This window comes from Campylobacter sp. CFSAN093229 (assembly GCF_011068225.1).
GTDB classification, from domain to species: Bacteria; Campylobacterota; Campylobacteria; order Campylobacterales; family Campylobacteraceae; genus Campylobacter_D; species Campylobacter_D jejuni.
On sequence record NZ_JAAMXB010000005.1, the window covers coordinates 31,267 to 53,404 of the forward strand.

The following is a 22,138-nucleotide window of genomic DNA, read 5'->3' on the forward strand; positions in this document are numbered from 1 at the left end:
ATAATTATAAACTAAAATTTTAAATTTATCAAAACCTCTAAGGAAAAAATGCAAACTTTTTTAGTAGATGAAAATTCAAGGCTTGATGTATTTTTGGCTAAAAAATTAAACCAAAGTCGCAATCAAGTTGCTTTACTTATAGAAAAAGATTGTGTACAGGTTAATGATAAAATTCAAGATAAAAATTCATTTAAGCTTAAAAATGGTGATATTATTTCTATTGCAAGTTTAAAGCTTTGCAATGAGATAAAACCTCAGTTTGAAGTGGATTTTGATATTGATGTGTTATACGAAGATGAAGACTTGCTTGTTTTAAATAAACCTTCAAATTTAGTCGTTCATGGAGCAAGTAGCGTTAAAAATGCCACTTTGGTGGATTGGTTAATAGAAAAAAAATATACTTTATCAAATTTAGGAGGAGAGATAAGAGCTGGTCTTGTTCATAGATTAGATAAAGATACAAGCGGAGCTATACTGATAGCGAAAAATAACTTCACCCATCAAAAATTAAGCGAACAGCTTGCAGATAAAAGCATGGGAAGAATTTACCTTGCGTTAATTGATTTGCCACTAAAAGAAGATAAAATTATAGTAGAAAAATTTTTAATGCGTTCGCCTTCTAATGCTATTAAAAAAATAGCCATAGATAAGGAAAATAAATTCAGTAAAAACGCAAAATCAGCTTTTATAAATGTAGTAAAAACTGAAAATTTAACTTTGATGGCTGCTAAGCTTTTTACAGGAAGAACTCATCAAATTAGAGCGCATTTGGCTAGTTTAAATCGCCATATTTTAGGTGATAGTTTATATGGTTATAAGGGTAAGTATGATTGTAGGATAATGTTGCATGCTTATTTTTTGTATTTTATCCATCCAAAAACCAAAGAGCAAATTTTTGTTAAAGCACCTTTGATGGAAGATTTTAAAAATATTATGTTTAAACAAATTAATTTAGGAGAGAATGATGAAAAGATTTCGCTTGAGTTTTTACTTGAGTTTTTTAACTCTTTTGCTTAGCGCTTGTAGTGTTTCGCAAATGAATTCACTAGCTTCAAGTAAAGAGCCTGCTGTAAATGAAAGCTTGCCAAAGGTTGAAAGTTTAAAAAGTCTTAGTGATATGAGTAATATTGCTTTTGAATGGGAGCCTTTATATAATGAAAATATTAAAGGATTTTATTTGTATCGTTCTAGTGATGAAAATCCTGATTTTAAACTTGTAGGTACTATTAAAGATAAGTTTCAAACTCATTATGTAGATACTAAATTAGAGCCTGGTACTAAGTATCGTTATATGATGAAAAGCTTTAATGAGCAAGGACAAATTTCAGAAGATGGCAAGGTTATAGAAGTGAGCACAGCTCCAAGACTTGAAGCTATTCCTTTTGTTCAAGCTGTGACTAATTTGCCTAATCGTATTAAACTTATTTGGCGTCCGCATCCTGATTTTAGAGTTGATTCTTATATTATTGAAAGAACTAAAGGTGATGATAAAGAATTTAAAAAAATTGCAGAAGTAAAAAATCGTTTAAACGCTGAATACATCGATAGTGATTTAAAACCTAATGAAAATTCAAGCTATAGAATCATTGCTGTGAGTTTTAATGGGATAAAGAGTGAGCCAAGTCAAGTTGTAAGTTCTACAAGCAAGGCTTTACCTCCTCAAGTTGAGCATTTAAGTGCTAGCACAGATGGTTCTAATAAAATCATTTTAACTTGGGATACTCCTGCATATAAAGATTTTTCTTATTATAAAGTTTATTCTACGAGCTCGAGCTTCCTTCCTTTTAGTGTTTTGGCAAAGACTGATAAAAATTCTTATGAGGATATAGTAGAAGGAGCAGGTAAAAGCAAGTATTATAAAGTAACAATGGTGGATAAAGATGGTCTTGAAAGTCCTATGCCAAAAGATGGTGTAGAAGGTAAAACTTTAGGCAACCCTTTGGCTCCTAGTATTATTTTGGCTCAAAGTACAAGCGAAGGGATAAATTTAGAATGGAGCGATAATGATACTAGAGCTGTTGAGTATGAAGTAAGACGCTATGGCGGGGAGCAAAATGCAGTTTTTAAAGGCATTAAAGAAAAGCGATTAAAAGATGTAAAAGCTTTGCCAGGGGTGGAATATAGTTATGAAGTTATTGCTATTGATTCAGCCGGGCTTCGTTCAGAACCTTCAAGCAAAGTTAAGGCGGCTCAGTAGTGCCAAATTTTAAAAGCAAAAAGATCAAAGAAATAAATCTGCCTTATAGTAAGGATGATGTTGAATTTCTTTGGCTTGCTAAGAATGATAATGTTAGTCTTATTTATACAAAGGTTCAAGAAGAGAGTTTTTTTCTGCAGATTAAAAAAGCACAAAATGGTTTTGTGATTAAAGGCGATAAACATACAAAACCTTCTAAAATAGGTTATTTGCAAAAGGCTTTAAAAATCTTTAAAGAAGGTTTTTGTGAGGATATTATCAATGAAGCTTTTGGACTTAAAAACAATGCTTTAATTGAAAAAACACCATTTATCGTTGATAATTTTGATGAGCTTTTATCTAGACTTCAAGGTAAAATTTATATAGAAATAGGCTTTGGATCAGGAAGACATTTGCTTTATCAAGCAAAAGAAAATCCAAATGTTTTAATTTTAGGGGTGGAAATTTACAACCCAGCTTTAACTCAAGTAGCTAAACTTGCTAAAGTGCAAAATGTAAATAATATTTTGCTAATCCAAAGTGATGCAAGATTGTTATTGAGTGTATTAAAATCAAAATCAGTTGAAAAGATTTTTCTACATTTTCCTGTTCCTTGGGACAAAAAGCCTCATAGGCGAGTTATTGGGAAAGATTTTTGCAAAGAATGTGCTAGGGTTTTAACCCAAAATGGTCGTTTTGAACTTAGAACAGATAGTTTTGAGTATTTTAATTTTACTTTAGAACAATTTTTGACTTTTCCTGCTCCAAAATTTAGTCTTAGAAAAAATGAAAATTTAGAAATTTCAAGCAAATATGAAGATAGATGGAAAAAGCAAGAAAAAAATATATATGATCTTTGGGTTTGGAATTTTAACCAAGAGTGTAAAAACTATGAGTTAAATGAATTTAATCTTTCATCGGTTGAATTTTCTAAAGAGGATTTGAAAAAAATAGAGCAGAATTTTAAAAATATTACTATAAAAAAAGATGATTTTTTCTTACATTTTGAAAGCATCTATAAACAAGATGAGAATTTGCTTTTAAAGGTTGCTTTTGGAGCTTTTAATAAGCCTGAACATTGCTATTTGCATCTTGATAAAACGATCGATTTTGCTTTTAAAGAACCATTTAAAATTCAAGAAAATATTAAAGCGATAAATGAATTAAAAGAAATTTTAAAAGTTCAGTTTAAAATATAATTTTTCTTGAAAGTTAAGCAAAAATAAAGCATAATTTAAAAATTTAAATAAGGGAAATTAAGGAAAAAGGATGCCTAATTTAATCCAAGCAAATAAACTTACTTTAGGTTATGATGAATTAGTTATTAAAGAAGCAAGTTTTGCTTTTAAGGATGATGATTTTGTTTTTATTACGGGTAAAAGTGGGAGTGGTAAGAGTACGCTTTTAAAGTCTTTTTATGGAGATTTAGAACCTATTTCTGGTAAGCTTGAAGTATGTGGATCTTTGATGAATAAAATTGGAAATTTAGAACTTTTAAAATTGCGTCAAAGAATAGGGATTATTTTTCAAGATTATAAACTTGTACAAGAATATAGTGTTGAAAAAAATGTTATGTTGCCTTTAATGATTAAGGGTTATAGCAAAAAAGTATGCCATGATCAAGCTGCTAAGCTTTTAAAGCATGTAAATTTAACTTTTAAAGCAGATAAATTGCCTAATCAACTTAGCGGTGGTGAGCAACAACGCGTCGCTATGGCTAGGGCTTTAGCTCATAATCCAAAGCTTTTGCTTTGCGATGAGCCAACGGGAAATTTGGATGAGTATTCTTCTGATATTATATGGACTCTTTTAAAGTCTGCTAGAGAGCTTTTAGGAACTTGTGTTATAGTGGTAACACATAGAATTCCTAGTAATTTAAGAGTGGATTATCGTCGTTTTAATATAGAAAATGGAAAAATGAATGAAATTTTTTAAAACACATTTATCTTTAATTTTACCTTTACTTTTTATGATGTTTGCTTTTGAATTTATTTTGATTACAAATGCAACTTTAAAGCATTATGAAGAACTTGTTAATAAAGATTATAATATTATAGTTGTCAGCAAAACTGAACTTGATCAGAATGTAGTAAAAACAAAAATACCATTTTTTGCTGGACTTGAATCTTTGGATCCTAAGGATTTAATCGATCGTTTGAAAAATGATGTTTCTGAAAAGAATTTGAAAGTTTTAAAAGATTCTCTGCCGAAATTTTATACTTTAAAATTAAATTCTTTGCCCGATCAAAATGAACTAAATTCGATTAAAAATCAACTTTTAAATATTGTAGGTGTTAGTAAGGTTGAAACTTTTTCTAAAACCCATGATAAGATATACTCTTTGCTTATTTTGATGAAATTTGTTTTTTGGTTGTTTTTATTTATCATTATTTTGCTTGCCTTTGTTTTGTTTTTAAAACAGATGAGAATTTGGCTTTATGAACATACCGATCGTATTGAAATTATGTGTTTATTTGGAGCCCCGTTTTGGTTTAGATCTTTTATGCTTTATAAGGTGGTTGTGGTTGATTGTTTTATTGCTTTTGTTATTTTACTTGCCTTTTTTACCCAAATTTTTGATCTTTCTATTATCCAAGAAAGTTTAAAGGCTGTAGATATTATTTTTCCACCTATTAATTTTATTTTACATTTGACTTTAATTTTTTTAGCTACTTTGTTTATTTGCTTGTTGTGTGTAAATACGGTTATGTTTAAGGTTAAAAGATGAGAAAAAATATTCTTATCTTTTTTTGTTTTTTTTTATTTGTTGATATAAGTTTAGCAAACGCTATAAATGAAAAAACAAAAAGTTTAGAAGAAAATAAACGCATACAAGAACAGCTAAATAAAAAACTTGAAGATTTGGCTAGCGATATTTTAAATGGTGAAAAAAGTTTGAAAGATCTAAGTTTGCAAATTGAAAGCTTAAATTCACAAACTTCTAAGCTTGAAGCAAGTGCTAAGGCTCAAAATCAAGAGTTAAACACCCTTACAAGCCAAAATGAAGATTTGCTTAAAAGTAAATCAAATATGGAAGGTAAGCTTATATCTTTAATGGCTAAAGATTTTGCTTATGATTTACCTATCTCTCAAGGCTATATTGAAAGTGAAGAAAGTTTTATGGCTTTTGAAATTTTAGGAAGTTTAAACAAAGTTTTAAATGAAGAAATTTTTAAAATTTCTAAAGATTATGAGGGAGTAAGCAGGCTTATTGATGATAAACAAGCTCAGATTAAGAAAATCAATGAAAGTCTTAAGGATTACAACGCTCAATTAGCCAAGCTTCAAAGTTTAAAACAAAAACAAATTAGCGAAATTAATAAACAAAAAACAGATCGAGCTATATATGCAAAAAAACTCGATGATTTGCAAGCTCAGCAAGAAGAGCTTAGAAAAACATTAAATCAATTAAAAATTATTAATGATAAAGAAGATGCAAATTCAAACAAAAATGATACTAAAATAGTAAAAAATAATCAAAAAATAAGACAATTAGGTTCAAGCTATCAAGGAAGTTCAGTCAAGCGTTACACAGGAAAAAAAACCATAGCTCCATTGGATTCTTTTACTGTGAAGCAAAAATTTGGAAATTATGTTGATCCTGTTTACAATCTTAAAATTTTTAACGAGAATGTAGTTTTAAGAAGCAATAAAAGCGATGCAGTTGTTAAAAATGTGCTAGATGGAAAAATAGTTTTTGCCAAAGATACTAGTATGTTAGCTCGAGTTGTTATTGTTGAACATGATAATGGCATACATACAATATACGCACATTTAGATAAGATTGCTCCTAATATTAAAGTTGGTAAGAATATTAAAAAAGGTGCCGTAGTGGGTAGAATAAAAAATGATCTTACTTTCGAAGTAACTCAAAAAAATTTTCATATCAATCCTTTGGAACTCATTAGCTTAAATTAGCTAAATTTAATGGAATTTAAAATATAATTTCAAGTTAAATAAGGAGAAATAATGCAAGAGAGAAAAAGAGTTTTAGTAAAATTTTCAGGAGAGGCTTTAGCAGGTGAAAATGGCTTTGGTATAGAAAATTCTATTTTAAAATTCATAGCTTCAGAGATTAAAGAACTTATAAAAAATCAAATAGAAGTAGGCATAGTTATAGGCGGTGGTAATATTATTCGCGGAGTAAGTGCTGCTAAGGGCGGATTGATTAAAAGGACAAGTGGAGATCATATGGGAATGCTTGCTACGGTTATCAATGCTATTGCTATACAAGAAGCTTTGGAAAGCTCTGGACTTGAAGTTAGGGTTCAAAGCGCCATTCAGATGGAAGCATTTTGTGAAACTTATATTATGAGAAGAGCACAAAGACACTTAGAAAAGGGTCGTGTTGTGGTTTTTGCCGCAGGTACTGGAAACCCTTATTTTACTACAGATACAACAGCTATTTTAAGAGCTGTGGAAATTGATGCAGATATGGTAATAAAAGCTACAAAAGTTAATGGAGTTTATGATAAAGATCCAAAACAATTTGATGATGCAGTATTTTTAAATACTTTAAGTTATGATGAGGCTATGCAAGATAATATTAAAGTGATGGATGATACAGCTATAGCTTTAGCTAAAGATAACAAACTTCCTATTGTGGTTTGTAATATGTTTGAAGAGGGTAATTTACTTAAAATCATACAAGGTGATACTAGCCTTTGTTCAATCGTTAAAAATAATTAAGGAGAAAATTATGGATAAAAGAATAGAAGAAGTAGCGGCAAAAGCTTTGGAAAAAATGGGTAATGATAGATATCGCCTTTCTTTAGTGGTAGCAAAAAGAGCGGAACAATTGGCGAATGGAGCGACCCCTTTGGTAGACTTTGATAAAAATAAAAATAAACTTGCAGATATAGCTTTATATGAAATTGCAGAAAATAAAATCACTTTAGAGGGTTTAGTTGAAACCAATCGATGAAGAATTATTGCTTGAACAATTAATCGATAATGTAAAAAATTGTAAAGATTTAGAAGCTGCTAAGGCTTTGCTTTTCGAAATTTGTGGCCATGATGCCATTCTTGAAAAAGCGGTAGATTACTGTATATTTTGCCATGAAGGGCAGTTTAGAAAAAGTGGAGAGCCTTATGCAGTGCATCCTATTTTGGTAGCGACACTGGTTGGATTTTTAAGTGAAAATAAAAGCAATATTTTAGCTGCTTTATTGCATGATGTGATTGAAGATACAAACTGCACTGAAGAAGAACTTAGAGAGCAGTTTGGTTCTGAGGTTTTAAAACTTGTTTTAGGACTTACTAAAATTATAGAAATTAGAGAAGATAATCTCATTTCATCAAAATCTAAAAAAAGTTTAACTAAATCAGCCTTGACTTTCAGAAATATGCTTTTAGCAAGTATTGAAGATGTTGGGGTTTTGATTGTGAAGTTATGCGATAGGCTGCATAATATGCTTACTCTTGATATTCTAAGAGAAGATAAGCAAAAAAGAATCAGCGAAGAAACTTTAGTTGTATATGCTCCAATAGCCCATAGACTCGGTATTTCAAGCATAAAAAATTATTTGGAAGATCTTAGTTTTAAATATCTTATGCCAGATGAGTATAAGCTTATTGACAATTATATCAACTCCAATAATCAAGAAATGCAATTAGGTTTAAATGAATTTATTTCCAAAATCGAACTTTTATTTTTGAGCAATGGCTTTAGACAAGGTAGTTTTGAAATTCAAAAACGCATTAAGCATAGTTATTCTATTTATCTTAAAATGCAAAGAAAAGGCATTGGTATTGAAGAAGTTCTTGATTTGCTTGGGGTAAGAATTTTGGTTGAAAAAGTAAGTGATTGTTACTTGGCTTTGGGAATTTTACATACACATTTTAATCCCTTGGTTTCGCGTTTTAAGGATTATATAGCCTTGCCTAAACAAAATGGTTATCAAACTATACACACCACACTTTTTGATGCTAAAAGTATTATAGAAGCACAAATTCGAACTTTTGATATGCATAAAATTGCGGAATTTGGTATAGCAGCGCATTGGAAATATAAAGAAGATGGCAGTGTGGTTGCGCCTCGTCTTGATTGGCTTACAGATATTTCAATGCAAAGTATAAACAATCTTGAAAATGCAGAAGATTATAATGCTATTGAACTTTATGAATATGCTAAAGATAGTCTTTATGTTGAAGATGTCGCAGTTTATTCTCCTAAGGGAGAAATTTTCACTTTGCCTCGTGGTGCAACGGTTCTTGATTTTGCCTATGAAGTACATACTAAAGTAGGGCTTCATGCAAAAAGTGCTTATGTAAATCGTATTAAAGTACCTTTGTTAACCGAGCTTAAAAATGGCGATATTGTGCGAGTGGTTACTAGCAATGATAAATTTTATCGCTGTTCTTGGATAGATAGTGTTAAAACAGGAAAAGCAAAAGCAAGTATAAGGGAATTTTGTAAGCAAAAAATCAGAGAGATTAATCTAGCAAGTTCTATTAATATGTTAAGTTTTATTTTTGGAGTTGATAAAAACAGAATTGAAACTTGGATAGAAAAAGAAAATTTAGCCAGACGTATTAGACAAGTAGCAACAGATAGTGCTTATTTGAAAGATATAGTCAATGGTCTTAAAAAATACGCCAAGAAGTCATATTGGTTTGATAAATATGAGATTAAAGAGCAAAAAATAGGAAATTTTACTCTATATTGTAACCATAAAATCGCTAATGTGGATTTTGATTTTTGCTGCCATCCAAAAAGAGGTGATGCTGTTTTAGCTTTTGTTAAAGGTGGTAACGCTATTGTCCATCATAAGCTTTGCGATAGAGCTGATAAAATGATAGATAATAATCAAGATATGGTATTTATAAAATGGGATTCTAACATCCCTAAATCTTATAAATTGATTTTTTCTTTGGAAAATAAAAAAGGTGTTTTAGCGGAATTTTTGGCATTTTTAGCTAAAATGCAGATAAATTTATTAACAATTAATTTATCAAGTGATTTAAATTCGGCGGTAGATTATTTTGAGATTACAATGGAAATTCCTGATAATATCAATCCAGATAGTGTCAAGGATAGGTTAAAATCTCGTTGTAAAATTTTAGATTTTACATCTTTAAATGATGCTTATAAAGAAGGTTAAAAAGGTTTATTATGGATATAAAAAAAATATTAGCAGAAGTTAAGCGTGGCTGTGCAGAGCTTATTGATGAAGAAAGAATAGAAAATTTAATTAAAAATTATTATGAAAAGGGTGAAAATTTCTTCATAAAGGCAGGATTTGATCCTACAGCACCTGATTTACATTTAGGCCATAGTGTGGTTTTAACAAAAATGGCTTTTTTGCAAAAACATGGAGCTATTGTGCAATTTTTGATTGGAGATTTTACGGGACAAATTGGCGATCCAAGTGGAAAAAGTGCAACGCGTAAAAAGCTGGATAAAGAGCAAGTTTTAATCAATGCTAAAACTTATGAAACGCAGGTTTTTAAGGTTTTGGATAAAGAAAAAACACAGATTAAGTTTAATTCTACTTGGCTTAATGAACTTGGAGCTGCGGGTATAGTAGAGCTTACTTCAACTTTTAGTGTAGCTAGAATGCTTGAGCGTGACGATTTTACCAAGAGATTTAAAGAGCAAAGCCCTATTTCGATTTGCGAGTTTTTGTATCCTTTACTTCAAGGATATGATAGCGTGGCTTTAAAAAGCGATATTGAAATGGGCGGAACGGATCAAAAATTTAATCTTTTAATGGGAAGACAGCTTCAAAGAGTTTATAACATAGGAAAAGAACAAGCTGTGATTATGATGCCTTTACTCGAAGGTTTAGATGGTGTAAACAAAATGAGTAAGAGTTTAAATAATTACATTGGTGTTACAGAAAAAGCTAATGATATGTATGCTAAAATTTTAAGTATTAGTGATGAATTGATGTTTAGATATTATGAACTTTTAAGTCAAAAAAGTCTAGAAGAAATCGCGCAAATAAAAAAAGATATAGAACAAGGCAATTTACATCCTAAAAAAGCTAAAGAAAATTTAGCTTTAGAGATTACGGAGCGTTTTCACTCCAAAGAAGAGGCTAATAATGCTAAGTCTGAATTTGATAGGATTCATTCTCAAAATGCTTTACCAAGTGATATGGCTGAATTTGAAATACAAGGAAAAATTTGGCTTGCTAAGGCTTTGGTTGAATGTGGTTTGGAAAGTTCTACTTCTGCGGCAAGAAGAAGCATCAGTGCTAATGCAGTAAGTGTAAATTCTCAAAAAGTTAGCGACGAGCAAATGCATTTAGAACAAGGAGAATACATCTTACAAATAGGTAAAAGAAAATTTGCAAAATTAAAGGTAAAAGAATGAATTTACAACCCTTACAAATAGGAAAACATACTATAAAATATCCCATTTTTCAAGGGGGAATGGGACTAGGCATAAGCTGGGATAGATTAGCTTCTGCAGTTTCTTTAAATGGTGGACTTGGGATCATTTCTTCTGTGGGAACAGGATATTATGAAGAAAGAAAGTATGCAAGTAAAGAATTAAATGCTAAGCCTTATGGAAGTGAAAATTTTTACTCACGCAAGGGTTTGCAAGCTTTGATTAATAATGCAAGAAAAGTTTGTGGCGATGCACCTTTAGGGTGTAATATCTTATGTGCAAGTAATGATTATGCAAGAATAGCACGCGATGCTTGTGAAGTTGGTTTTAATGTGATTGTTTCAGGTGCTGGACTTCCTACAAATTTACCTGAATTTACTGCAGATTTTCCTGATGTGGCTTTAGTGCCTATCATTTCATCTGCAAAGGCTTTAAAAATTATTTGCAAAAGATGGCAAAGCCGTTACAATCGCTTGCCTGATGCAGTGGTTTTAGAAGGGCCAAAAAGTGGAGGTCATCAAGGTTTTACTTATGAACAGTGCTTAGATCCAAATTATCAGTTAGAAAAATTAATCGCTCCTGTGGTAGAAGAGGCTAAAAATTGGGGATCTTTTCCTGTGATTGCTGCGGGTGGAATTTGGGATAAAAAAGATATAGAAAACGCTATTTCTTTAGGGGCTAGTGGTGTTCAAATGGGAACGCGTTTCATAGGAACTTTTGAATGTGATGCGAGTGAAGAGTTTAAAAGCGTTTTGCTAGCTTCTAAAGAAGAAGATATAGAGCTTATTAAATCTCCTGTGGGCTATCCTGCACGTGGGGTTAGAACCAATCTTTTAAATTTGGTAGATAAAAGAATGGGTCCAAAGATCAATTGTATAAGCAATTGTGTAGCACCTTGTGGACGCGGAAAAGAGGCAACTAAAGTAGGGTATTGTATAGCAGATAGGCTTTTTGATGCGTGGTCAGGTAAAAAAGAAACAGGGCTTTTCTTTACAGGTGCAAATGGATATCGTTTAGATAAGCTTATCAGTGTTAAAGAACTTATGGAAAAATTGGTTAATGGTGAATAATGGCTAAAATTTTTGTATTTTTAGTATTTGTTTTTACAACTCTTTTTGGAGCCTATGAAAATGAACTTGCAAATTTCGATAAAAATTTTATCGGTTCTAAAAGTGAAGTACAAGTAAAATTTCACCATCAGCTCAAAAGCCTTTATATACAAAGTGTTATTAATGAAGATGAAAAAACTAAAATTGAAATTTTAAAAAGATTGATCATCAGTTCAAATACTTTAAATTTAGATGACAAGTCATATGCTAATGAGTTAAAAGAAAGTGGTATAAGTGAAGCAAGTATTAATGCTTTAAGAAAGGCTGTTATTAAAGATATTAAGGTTCAAAATATTTCTCAAGACACTGAAAAATCAACTTTTGAACCTATAAAAACAGTTCAAAAAAATGAAAAAAAATCATCTAACGAACAAATAAAAAATACAGAAAAAACAAATTCTAAAACTTCGCAAGCACCAGAGAGTAGTATCGTTTCTAAAGCAAAAAGCGATGATAAAATTTATGTTTTAAAGTCAAGTAAAACAAACCAAGGTGTAGAGTTTGAACTAAATGCAGATTTAAATAAGGATCAATTAAAAAGTTTTGCTTTAGACGAAAAAGGAAACTATCGTTTTATTAGTGATTTTGAGGGGGTTTTAGAGGGGGGTAAAAAAGAGTTTAAATTTGATGACTATCGTTTAGTGATTTCACAATTTAATCCCAAAACCATACGCATAGTGGTTTATGCTAAAGAAAAAATTCCTATTGATATATCTTTTAAAGAAGAAAAATTAATTTTTTCAAAAGAAACTACTAGCCAAAAAAAGACTGAGCAAGTTAGTAAAATTTCAGAGAAAAAGCAAGATCAAAAAACAGAAATTAAAACCAAAGTTTTAGAAACAAAAAAACAAGATAAAAAAACCAATAACGAAAAAGAAAATCAAGGACCTTTATATGTTTTAGATGTGGATAAAATTTCTAATGCTGTTGTGTTAAATTTGAGCGATGATTTGGATGAAAAAGAAATAGCAGTATTTGAAACCAAAGATCAAAAATTCCGATATGTTGTAAGTTTTAAAGGTGTGTTGGAAGGTAATAGAAAAAGCTTTACTTTTGGACAAAATGTGATTACAGTTACTCAATACAATCCAAAAACTGTTCGTGTGGTTTTGAGTGCTCCTAAAGAATTTAAACTTTTAAAAAAGTTGGATAATAAAAATCTCACTTTAGGTTTTCATGTGCAAACTTCAAATCAAAATATAGATAAAAAAGCAACTCAAAGCTTTAGTAAAACCTTAAGCGTGAAATACAAATCAGGAAAACTTATAGTTATCGATGCGGGGCATGGTGGAAAAGATAGCGGTGCTCTAAGTGATAAAAAAGGAAGTTTAAAAGAAAAAGATATAGTTTTAAGTGCGGCTTTAAAACTTGGAAATGAACTTAAAAAACGCGGTTATAAAGTACTTTACACTAGAAGTTCGGATAAATTTATCAATCTTCGCGATAGAACTAAATATGCTAATGATAAAAGAGCGGATTTGTTTATCTCTATACATGCTAATGCAGCACCCAATGCTGTCAAGGCCAAAAGTAGCGAAGGCGTGGAAACTTTCTTTTTAAGTCCTGCAAGAAGTGAAAGAAGTAAAAAAGCAGCAGAAAAAGAAAATCAAGGAGATTTTGAAGAGATTAATTATTTCTCAAAACAAAGTATTTTAAATTTCTTAAATCGTGAAAAAATCGTTGCTTCAAATAAACTAGCCATTGATGTACAAAAAAATATACTCACTCAAACACGTAAAAAGTATAAAATTGTAGATGGTGGTGTAAGAGAAGCGCCTTTTTGGGTTTTAGTAGGTGCGCAAATGCCTGCAATTTTGATTGAAATTGGCTATATCACACATCCAAATGAAGGCAAAAGAATCGCCAATAAAGCTTTTCAAGATTTATTGGTTAAGGGTATTGCCGATGGAGTTGAGAGTTATTTTTATAACAACCGATGAAAAAAGCTAAGCTAATTTTTAAGGATAATACTCCTTTTTCTTTGGATTTTGATGATTTTTATTTTAATTCCAAAGATGGCTTAAATGAAAGCAAATTTGTTTATGCTCATTCTTTTGAATGGAAAAATCAAGAAAATTTCATTATCGCAGAGAGTGGTTTTGGTATAGGTTTAAATTTTTTTCTTACTTTGAAACGCTTTTTAGAAACCACTCCTTCTAAGCGTCCTAAAAAACTTTTTTATATTAGTGTAGAAGCTTTTTATATCGAAAAAGAACAATTAAGAGAAATTTATCAAAAACTAAGATTTTATGAAGAGTTTAAAGAGCTTTTAGAGCAATTTTTAAAATTTTATCCTAAAGCTAAAGAAGGAATTTATCGTTTTTATTTTGAAGATTGTTTTTTAGATCTTGTTTTTGAAGATATAGCTGTTTTAAAAGAATTGGATTTTAAAGCTGATGTTTGGTATTTAGATGGATTTTCTCCAAATAAAAACTCGCAAATGTTTGATGAAAATTTAATCTTTGAAGTGGCAAGACTTTCTAAAAAAAATACACAAATTTGCACCTTTTCTTCGGCAGGTTTTTTACAAAAAAATTTAAAAAAATATGGTTTTAGAGTAGAAAAAACCAAAGGTTTTAGAAAAAGAGAAATGATTAAAGCTTATTTGGAAAATGAGCTTGAGTTTAAAGACAAAGAAGCGTATTTTTCAAGAACATTTTCATCTTTAAAAAATAAAAAAGTAGCTATTATTGGTGCGGGTATATCAAGTGCTGTTTTAGCTTATGAGCTTAGTTTAAGGGGTTTTGAAATAGATGTTTTTGAAAAACATTTAGAATTAGGCAAGGGTGCAAGCGGAAATGAAAGTGGAATTTTAAGCTCTTTAATCTTAAAGCCTAAGGTAAATTTAGGGGAGTTTTCAGAGCTTTCTTTTATAGAAGCAAGCCGTTTTTATAGACAAATTTTAGATTTAAAATTTAAAGGTGTGATGGAGTTTGCACATAATGATTTGATGCAAGAAAGATTTAACGCACAAAGAGAAAATATTTTGTTTAAAATTTCAAAAAATCAAGCTTTTTTAGAAGGGGGTGGAGTGATTTTTCCAAAAAATTTGGTTAAAAATCTTTTTGAAAAAAGCAAAGCTTGTATATATTTTAATCATGAATTTCAAGCTTATAAATTTGAAAATGAGTGTTTTAGTTTAAATTTTAAAAATAATATTGTTAAAAGTGATTATGCGGTTTTGATTTATGCTATGGGTGCAGATACAAAAGACTTTGTTTTTTATGATGAGATGAAATTAAGTAAAGTAAGAGGTCAAGTTACACATCTAAAACCTTTTTTAGATACCCCATTTCCTTTATCTTCTAAGGCTTATATTTGCCCTATAAAAGATGATTTGCAAGTGATTGGAGCAAGTTATGATAGGCTTAATGCAAGTTTAGAATCAAAAGAAGAAGATGATAAACAAAATATAGAAAATATAGCCGAATTTATAGATAAAAATACAAAATTAGAAATCATAGGTTCTAAAGTAGGTTTTAGATCTTATTCGAGTGATCGCTTTATGATAGTTGGAAATGCTTATGATGAAGCGTTTTATAAAGAAGAATATAAAGCTTTATTATGGACAAAAAATAAGGAGCAAAAACCAGCTAAAATGTCTTGTAATTTGTATTTTAATTTTGCTCATGGGTCAAGGGGTTTTAGTACAAGTGTTTTAGCGGCAAGGTATTTGTGTGCATTGATAAATAATGAACCCTTGTGTTTAGAAAAAAAATACATCCACGCTATTCACCCTGCAAGATTTTTGATTCGCAAACTTAAAAAAGGCTTATGATTAAGCTTTAATTAAGAGTGATGCTAATATTTGCTTATGATAGTAAGTTTTTAACTTTATTTTAACTTCCTTTATTTTATTATTATAGAGAATAAATTTCATGTTACAAAGGAAATATAATGATTGATTATCATCAAATAGAGTCGCGTTTATCGACTCTTGAAAAGCTTCCTTCTTTGAAAGACAATGATAGTATTACAAAAGCATTAGAAAAGTCAGGTTTTTCTAGAAGGGATTTTATGAAATGGGCAGGTGCTATGACGGCATTTTTGGCTTTGCCAGCGAGTTTTACTCCTATGGTGGCAAAAGCTGCTGAGCTTGCTGATAGGCTTCCTGTTGTGTGGCTTCATATGGCTGAGTGTACAGGCTGTAGTGAGAGTTTGTTAAGAAGTGATACTCCAACGATTGATAGTTTGATTTTTGATTATATTTCTTTAGAATATCACGAAACAGTGATGGCTGCAGCAGGTTGGCAAGCTGAAGAAAATTTAGAAAGTGCCATTCAAAAGCATAAAAATAAATACATTTTAATGGTTGAAGGTGGTATCCCTATGGGTGATACGGAGCATTTTTTAACCATAGGTGCACATGGAAAAACAGGCTATGAGCTTTCAAAAATGGCAAGTGAAAATGCTTTGGCGATTTTTGCTATAGGAACCTGTTCTAGCTTTGGAGGAATTCAAGCCGCAAGACCAAATCCTAGTAACGCGCAGTCTTTAAGCAAAGTAACAAGTAAAACTGTGATCAATGTTCCAGGCTGTCCTCCAAGTGAAAAAAATATAGTGGGTAATGTACTTCATTATTTATTATTTGGTGAGTTACCAGCACTTGATGTGTATAATAGACCAAAATGGGCTTATGGTTTAAGAATTCATGATCTTTGTGAAAGACGCGGACATTTTGATGCGGGTGAATTTGTACATGCTTTTGGAGATGAAGGAGCAAAACAAGGTTTTTGTCTTTATAAAGTAGGTTGTAAAGGACCTTATACTTTTAATAATTGCTCAAGAGAGAGATTTAACCAGCACACTTCTTGGCCTATTCAAGCAGGGCATGGTTGTATAGGTTGTTCTGAGCCTAATTTTTGGGATACTATGGGACCTTTTGAAGAGCCTATGGCTAGTCGTAAATTTGATACTGTTTTTGGTTTGGGTGCGGATAGTGTTTCAGATAAAATCGGTATAGGTGTGCTTACACTCACAGGCGTTGCTATAGCAGCACACGCAGTTATATCTTCCATTCAAAAAGATAAGGAATAAAAATGAGTCAAAAAATAATCGTAGATCCTATTACAAGAATTGAAGGGCATTTAAGAGTTGAAGTTGTTGTTGATGATAACAATGTGGTAAAAGAAGCTTATGCGGGCTCTACTTTGTGGCGTGGTATTGAAACCATAGTAAAAGGGCGTGATCCAAGAGATGCGGGTTTTATGACGCAAAGAATTTGTGGAGTTTGTACTTTTTCACATTATAAAGCAGGTATAGTTGCTGTTGAAAATGCTTTAGGTATTACTCCGCCTTTAAATGCACTTTTAACAAGAACTTTAATGAATGCAGCTTTATTTTTACACGATCATATTGTGCATTTTTATCAACTTCATGGGCTTGATTGGGCTGATGTGGTAAGTGCTTTAAGTGCTGATGTTAAAAAAGCAAGCGATGAAGCTTTTAAATACACTTTAAATCCTTATGCAACAGGTGCGGATAAACTTCTTGAAGTGCAACAAAGACTTAAAACTTTTGTAGATAAAGGAAATTTAGGACCTTTTGCTAATGCGTACTATGGTCATCCAACTTATCGTTTAACTCCTGAGCAAAATTTAATCGTTCTTTCTCACTATCTAGAATGTTTAAGAATTCAAAGAATCATTGCTCAATGTATGGCGATTTTTGGAGCTAAAAACCCACATCCACAAAGCTTAACCGTTGGTGGTGTAACTTGCGTTATGGATTTACTTGATCCTGCAAGAATGGGTGAATATATGGTTAAATTCCAAGAAGTGCAAGACTTTGTCAATCGTGCGTATTATCCTGATCTTGTGATGGCAGGAAAAGCTTATGCACATGAAGCAAGTGTTTTAAATGATATAGGGGTAAATAATCTTTATACCTTTAAAGAATTCCAAATCGGAAGAGATGAATGGCTTTTTGAAAGTGGTATTATCAAAAATGGAGATTTAAGCAAGGTTTATGAAGTAGAAGAAGATAAGATTACTGAAGAGGCAACTCATTCTTGGTATGCAGACAATGAACCTTTACATCCTTATGATGGCAAAACAAATCCAAATTATACAGGACTTGTAGATGGAGAAAGCGTAGATCATCATGGAAATAATGTCCATTCTAAAGTGTTTGATACTAAGGGTAAATATAGCTGGATTAAAGCTCCACGCTATGAAGGAAATCCTATGCAAGTAGGACCTTTAGCAAATATCGTTGTAAATTATGCTAAAGGTAATCAAAATGTTGTTCCTGTGGTAGATGAGTTCTTAAAAGAAACAGGACTTCCTTTAAATGCTGTATTTAGCACACTTGGAAGAACAGCTGCTCGTTGTATTGAAGCAAAAATCGTTGCAAATAATGCTTTAAAAGCGTTTAATAATTTAGTTGAAAATTTAAAAGTAGACCAGAGTACTTGTGCTCCTTATGTGATCGATAATTCTAAAGAATACAAAGGACGCTATATGGGGCATGTGCCACGCGGAACATTAAGTCATTGGTGTAGAATTAAAAATGGCGTCATTGAAAACTGGCAAGCTGTGGTGCCTTCTACTTGGAATGCAAGTCCAAAAGACGCAAATGGTGTAGGTGGAAGTTATGAGCAATGTTTGATAGGACTTAAAATCGCTGATGTAAAACAACCGCTTGAAATCATTAGGAAAATTCACTCTTATGATCCTTGTATTGCTTGTGCGGTGCATGTAATGGATACTAAGGGCAATAATCTAAGCGAATATAAAGTGAATGTCAATTTATAAAGGAGGCTTTCATGCAAAACAAAGAAGAAAAATTGCAAAGAAAAGCTGAATATGAATTTAGCATAGGTTTGCGTTTAACGCACTGGGTAAGAGCTATTGCTATAGTGATTCTTATTGGCACAGGGTATTATCTTTCTTATGTGTTTCAAAGTCCTATTAGTAACGGTGAACCCGTAAATTTTATACAAGCAAAATATCGTTTAGTACATCAAGCGGTGGGTTTTATTTTAATTGCTTGTATTATTTTTAAGGTATATTTGTTTTTCTGCGATAAGGTAAGTGCAAAAGAACGCAGAAGTGTATGGGATATTTTTAATATCAAATTATGGATAGAACAAGTAAAATTTTACATTTTCTTAGGAAAACACCCGCATTTAAAAGGGGTTTATAATCCTTTGCAATTTGTAACTTATTTTTTCTTTTATCTTGTGATGTTAGGTATCATTCTTACAGGGCTTATTCTTTATACTCATACTTATCATGAGGGCTTAGGTGGGCTTTTATATCATATTTTAAGACCGCTTGAAGCTGCAATGGGCGGCTTGGCTGATGTAAGAACTTATCATAGAATTTTGATGTGGGTGATTATGATTTTTATACCAGTACATATTTACATGGCGATTTTTAACGCAGTAAAAGGTAAAGATGGTGCTATGGATGCTATTATTAGCGGATATAAATATGTAAAAGAAGAAAAGCATTGAAATTCTTAGTCCTTGGAATAGGCAATATCATGTTTGCAGATGAAGGCTTAGGCGTTCATCTTTGTAAGCAACTTGAAAAAAACTACAAATTCACTCATCCTGAATTTACTTTAGATTTTGTTGATGGTGGAACTTTGGCTTTGCAACTTAGCTACATCATCGCTCGATACGATAGACTTATTGTTTTAGACTGCATAGAAGCACAAGATGCGAGTATAGGAGATGTGTTTTTCTTTCCTTATGATGCCATGCCTAATAAAATTAGCTGGAGTGGAAGTGCCCATGAAATAGAAATGCTTCAAACCTTACAGTACATGGAACTTGCAGGAGATTTGCCTAAAACGCACATCTTAGCTTGTGTGCCAAAGCGTATTGAAGCAATGAGTTTTAAGATCTCAGATGAGCTTATACAAGGGGCTAAAATCATGGAAAAAACTTTTCTTGATTTTTTAAGCAAGGAAGGTTTTACTTATGAAAAGATTGCGGATTTTTCTTTGCAAGAATTAGCTGATATTTCTTATAAAAATTACTAAATTTTTGTTCTAAAATTCATAGCTTTATTTAAAGAGATTAAATCCACATTTTCTAAATTTACACCACTTGGAATTCCTTGAGCGATTTTACTAAAAGTTAGGTTTAAGCCTTTAAATTTATCTTCTATAAAAAAAATAGTTGCATCAGAATTAATGCTATGTGTCAACGCAAAAATGAGTTCAGAGGTATTTAGTTTAAGTATGATTTGCTTTAGTTTTTCAAGTTTTTCTTCACTTAAGTCATCTAAAACAAAATATAACCCATTGTAGCTTTGACTCTCTTCGAGTGTTAGTATATCTTTTGGACTTTCAACTATACATAAGATGTTTTTATTTCTTTCTTCATCGCTACAAATTTCACAAAGCTCATTTTCGCTTAAAGCACCGCATTGCTCACAAGGTTTTATAAAGCGGATAGCATTTTCTATATTGTGTGCGAGTTTTATACCATCGATTTGATTATTTATGCAAAGGTGATAAGCAAGCCTTATGGCGGTTTTTTTTCCTATGGTAGGTAAATTCGCGAAACTTTCAACAAGTTCGTTGAATTTTTCTAGGCCTTTTGCCATTATTTTTCTTTATCTCCAAAGAAAATTTTAAAGCAATGCTTTCCATCATCATAAAAATAAATCAAATCAAAATTATGCAGTTTGCATACTTCTGAAACTATATAAAGTCCTAGCCCCATACCTTTGACCTGATTGTGTTTTTCTCTTGTGAAAGCTTCAAGATAATGTTCTATAGGCTCTGCTAAAGGTTTGCCTGGATTTTTAATGGTAAAACATTCTTTACAACAAAAAAGCTCACAAGTGCCATTGTTTGAGTATTTTAAGGCATTATCGATAAGATTTTTTAAAATTACAGAGAAAATTTCCATATCAACATTGATTAAAGCATCATATCTTATATCGACTTTTACAACTTTATTAAAATCATCTCTCATAAGGTGTTCTTTAGCTTCCTCAAGTATAGTGCTAAAACGACTAGGTTTAAAGTGTAAGTTGTAGTTTTTTGAAAATAAATTTTCGATTTTGGCAAATTCATTGATCAAAGAATCCATGCGTAAAAATATAGCGATAAGTCTTTCTTTTTGTCTGTCTTCTTTGATCATTTCAGAAATGATTCTCCCTTTTCCTATAGGGGTTTTTAACTCATGCATAATTGTTCTTAGGAACAGTTGTCTTGATTGGATTAATTCTTGATTTTTTTTGAAAGCTTTTTGAAATTCAAAGGCGATTTTACCTACTTCATCTTCTTGATAGTCTAAAAAATCAGGTTGCTCCCCATTTGCAACTTTAGCAACTTGCCTTCTTAATTTTTTTAAAGGTTCTAAAGATTTTAATACCGAAAAATACATAAAAACAACCATCAAAGAAAAAGAAAAAAATCCTATTAATAAAAGATTATAAACTCTATCACTAGTATTTTCTTCATACAAGCCATCAAAATCTTTACATTGAACATCAAAATAAAGATTGCTATGATATTTTAAAGAAGAAAGGGTGCAAAATTCTCCATTTGCTTTAAAAAGCGATTGTCCATTATTTCTTATGCTTTTTACAAGATAGGGATTTTGTATAGTATTAAAACCGCTATTTTCAAGATAGGAACCTATTTTAGTGCCTGAAGTGTTTTCATAGGAGATGAGTAAATTTTTTATAAGATTTTCTTGTTTTAAACTTTCTTCTTCGTTGTAAGCACTTCCTTCTATTTTCAAAAGAACGATAAAAAGCACACAAACCAAGAAAAAAGTAACAACAAATAAAATAATTAGCTTGGTATAAATAGAATAATTTTTTGTCATCCTATTAGTTTATATCCTATACCTCTAACAGAAAAAATATGTTTTGGAGATTTTGAACTATCTCCTATTTTTACTCTTAAGCGACCGATGATAACATCGAGACTTTTAGAATCTTTATCTTTTAGATTTTTACAGCGACTTACAAGCTGTTCTCTTGAAACGCTATATCCGTGCTGCTGGATAAGATATTCTAAAATTTCAAACTCAGCAGGAGTAAGTGTTAAAACCTTATCTTCATAGGTGATCTCATGCCTTCTTTCATCGATTTTGAAAGCGGAGTTAATATTTTCATTATTTGCGTGTTCAACTCTTTTTGTGCGACGAATAAGACTCATAATCCTTGCATACATTTCTTTTGGATCGTAAGGCTTTGGTAGGTAATCATCGGCACCAATTTGAAGACCTACAACCTTATCGCTTAAGTCGCCTCTAGCTGATGAGATGATAATGGGAATATTGCTTTTTTGTCTGATTTCTCTACAAACTTCAAGACCATCAATTCCTGGTAAAGTTAAATCCAATATTAGACAATCATAGCCTTGAACGCCTACATTTAAGGCACTTTTAGGATTTTCAAAATTTGTGATTTTAATATTAAATTGCGCTAAATACTCAGATAATAATTGCGCAAAATCAGGATCATCTTCTATCATCAACACATTAATCATTTTGGTATCCTTTAAATTTTATCTAAGATTTATAATATTTGCATAATTTTA

The 22,138-nt window shown here is 31.2% G+C and carries 20 protein-coding genes; 17 read left to right on the forward strand and 3 right to left on the reverse strand.

From position 1 onward, the window contains the following. Window positions 1-48 precede the first annotated feature (48 nt). The 17 genes from FBE93_RS02215 (at window position 49) to FBE93_RS02295 (ending at window position 19,615) form a co-directional block, all read left to right on the forward strand. Window positions 49-1,017: an RluA family pseudouridine synthase gene (locus FBE93_RS02215; protein WP_004313924.1), complete on the forward strand. Its 969-nt coding sequence runs from the start codon at window positions 49-51 to the stop codon at window positions 1,015-1,017. After that, window positions 962-2,197, forward strand: a complete 1,236-nt coding sequence (locus tag FBE93_RS02220; RefSeq protein ID WP_165434139.1) for a fibronectin type III domain-containing protein — start codon at window positions 962-964, stop codon at window positions 2,195-2,197. The genes FBE93_RS02215 and FBE93_RS02220 overlap by 56 nt, the downstream gene beginning before the upstream one ends. After that, on the forward strand, window positions 2,197-3,375 hold the full coding sequence (trmB, locus tag FBE93_RS02225) for a tRNA (guanosine(46)-N7)-methyltransferase TrmB (RefSeq protein WP_002933613.1): 1,179 nt from the start codon (window positions 2,197-2,199) through the stop codon (window positions 3,373-3,375). Before FBE93_RS02220 ends, trmB begins: the two co-directional genes overlap by 1 nt. Window positions 3,376-3,445: 70 nt before the next feature. Next, complete coding sequence (locus FBE93_RS02230; protein ID WP_002856386.1) at window positions 3,446-4,111, forward strand: ABC transporter ATP-binding protein; 666 nt, start codon at window positions 3,446-3,448, stop codon at window positions 4,109-4,111. Beyond that, window positions 4,098-4,904 carry an FtsX-like permease family protein gene (locus FBE93_RS02235; protein WP_002933614.1) on the forward strand — a complete coding sequence of 269 codons (807 nt, stop codon included), beginning with the start codon at window positions 4,098-4,100 and terminating at the stop codon, window positions 4,902-4,904. The genes FBE93_RS02230 and FBE93_RS02235 overlap by 14 nt, the downstream gene beginning before the upstream one ends. Then, window positions 4,901-6,094 (forward strand): M23 family metallopeptidase, encoded by a 1,194-nt coding sequence (locus tag FBE93_RS02240; protein WP_002933616.1) that lies wholly within the window; start codon window positions 4,901-4,903, stop codon window positions 6,092-6,094. Before FBE93_RS02235 ends, FBE93_RS02240 begins: the two co-directional genes overlap by 4 nt. A 51-nt stretch (window positions 6,095-6,145) precedes the next feature. Beyond that, window positions 6,146-6,865, forward strand: a complete 720-nt coding sequence (pyrH, locus tag FBE93_RS02245) for a UMP kinase (protein WP_002854049.1) — start codon at window positions 6,146-6,148, stop codon at window positions 6,863-6,865. A gap of 10 nt (window positions 6,866-6,875) precedes the next feature. Next, complete coding sequence (locus tag FBE93_RS02250) at window positions 6,876-7,100, forward strand: DNA-directed RNA polymerase subunit omega (protein WP_002853464.1); 225 nt, start codon at window positions 6,876-6,878, stop codon at window positions 7,098-7,100. Next, window positions 7,084-9,279 carry a bifunctional (p)ppGpp synthetase/guanosine-3',5'-bis(diphosphate) 3'-pyrophosphohydrolase gene (locus FBE93_RS02255; RefSeq protein ID WP_002866265.1) on the forward strand — a complete coding sequence of 732 codons (2,196 nt, stop codon included), beginning with the start codon at window positions 7,084-7,086 and terminating at the stop codon, window positions 9,277-9,279. The genes FBE93_RS02250 and FBE93_RS02255 overlap by 17 nt, the downstream gene beginning before the upstream one ends. A gap of 11 nt (window positions 9,280-9,290) precedes the next feature. Next, entirely contained in the window at window positions 9,291-10,496 is a 1,206-nt protein-coding gene (gene tyrS, locus FBE93_RS02260) for a tyrosine--tRNA ligase (protein WP_002856563.1), read from the forward strand. Next, window positions 10,493-11,584: a nitronate monooxygenase family protein gene (locus FBE93_RS02265; protein ID WP_002857924.1), complete on the forward strand. Its 1,092-nt coding sequence runs from the start codon at window positions 10,493-10,495 to the stop codon at window positions 11,582-11,584. The genes tyrS and FBE93_RS02265 overlap by 4 nt, the downstream gene beginning before the upstream one ends. Continuing rightward, the gene (locus FBE93_RS02270) at window positions 11,584-13,563 is read left to right on the forward strand and encodes an N-acetylmuramoyl-L-alanine amidase (protein ID WP_165434140.1); all 1,980 of its coding nucleotides are present in this window, start codon (window positions 11,584-11,586) and stop codon (window positions 13,561-13,563) included. The genes FBE93_RS02265 and FBE93_RS02270 overlap by 1 nt, the downstream gene beginning before the upstream one ends. After that, complete coding sequence (gene mnmC, locus FBE93_RS02275; RefSeq protein WP_002933621.1) at window positions 13,560-15,401, forward strand: bifunctional tRNA (5-methylaminomethyl-2-thiouridine)(34)-methyltransferase MnmD/FAD-dependent 5-carboxymethylaminomethyl-2-thiouridine(34) oxidoreductase MnmC; 1,842 nt, start codon at window positions 13,560-13,562, stop codon at window positions 15,399-15,401. The genes FBE93_RS02270 and mnmC overlap by 4 nt, the downstream gene beginning before the upstream one ends. Window positions 15,402-15,520: 119 nt before the next feature. Continuing rightward, window positions 15,521-16,660 carry a hydrogenase small subunit gene (locus FBE93_RS02280; protein WP_002933625.1) on the forward strand — a complete coding sequence of 380 codons (1,140 nt, stop codon included), beginning with the start codon at window positions 15,521-15,523 and terminating at the stop codon, window positions 16,658-16,660. A gap of 2 nt (window positions 16,661-16,662) precedes the next feature. After that, window positions 16,663-18,378 (forward strand): nickel-dependent hydrogenase large subunit, encoded by a 1,716-nt coding sequence (locus FBE93_RS02285; protein WP_002933628.1) that lies wholly within the window; start codon window positions 16,663-16,665, stop codon window positions 18,376-18,378. A gap of 11 nt (window positions 18,379-18,389) precedes the next feature. Continuing rightward, a complete protein-coding gene (gene cybH / locus FBE93_RS02290) occupies window positions 18,390-19,082 on the forward strand; it encodes a Ni/Fe-hydrogenase, b-type cytochrome subunit (protein WP_002933630.1) in 693 nt (230 codons plus the stop codon). Beyond that, complete coding sequence (locus FBE93_RS02295) at window positions 19,079-19,615, forward strand: HyaD/HybD family hydrogenase maturation endopeptidase (protein WP_002933633.1); 537 nt, start codon at window positions 19,079-19,081, stop codon at window positions 19,613-19,615. The genes cybH and FBE93_RS02295 overlap by 4 nt, the downstream gene beginning before the upstream one ends. Here FBE93_RS02295 and recR read toward each other — a convergent pair. From recR to FBE93_RS02310, 3 genes are read right to left on the reverse strand one after another with little or no spacing between them, the layout of a single operon-like run. Next, entirely contained in the window at window positions 19,612-20,184 is a 573-nt protein-coding gene (recR, locus tag FBE93_RS02300; RefSeq protein ID WP_002933640.1) for a recombination mediator RecR, read from the reverse strand. The two genes, FBE93_RS02295 and recR, sit on opposite strands and share 4 nt — an antisense overlap. After that, window positions 20,184-21,419 (reverse strand): ArsS family sensor histidine kinase, encoded by a 1,236-nt coding sequence (locus FBE93_RS02305; RefSeq protein WP_002933646.1) that lies wholly within the window; start codon window positions 21,417-21,419, stop codon window positions 20,184-20,186. The genes recR and FBE93_RS02305 overlap by 1 nt, the downstream gene beginning before the upstream one ends. Beyond that, a complete protein-coding gene (locus FBE93_RS02310) occupies window positions 21,416-22,087 on the reverse strand; it encodes a response regulator transcription factor (RefSeq protein ID WP_002861955.1) in 672 nt (223 codons plus the stop codon). The genes FBE93_RS02305 and FBE93_RS02310 overlap by 4 nt, the downstream gene beginning before the upstream one ends. Window positions 22,088-22,138 lie beyond the last annotated feature (51 nt).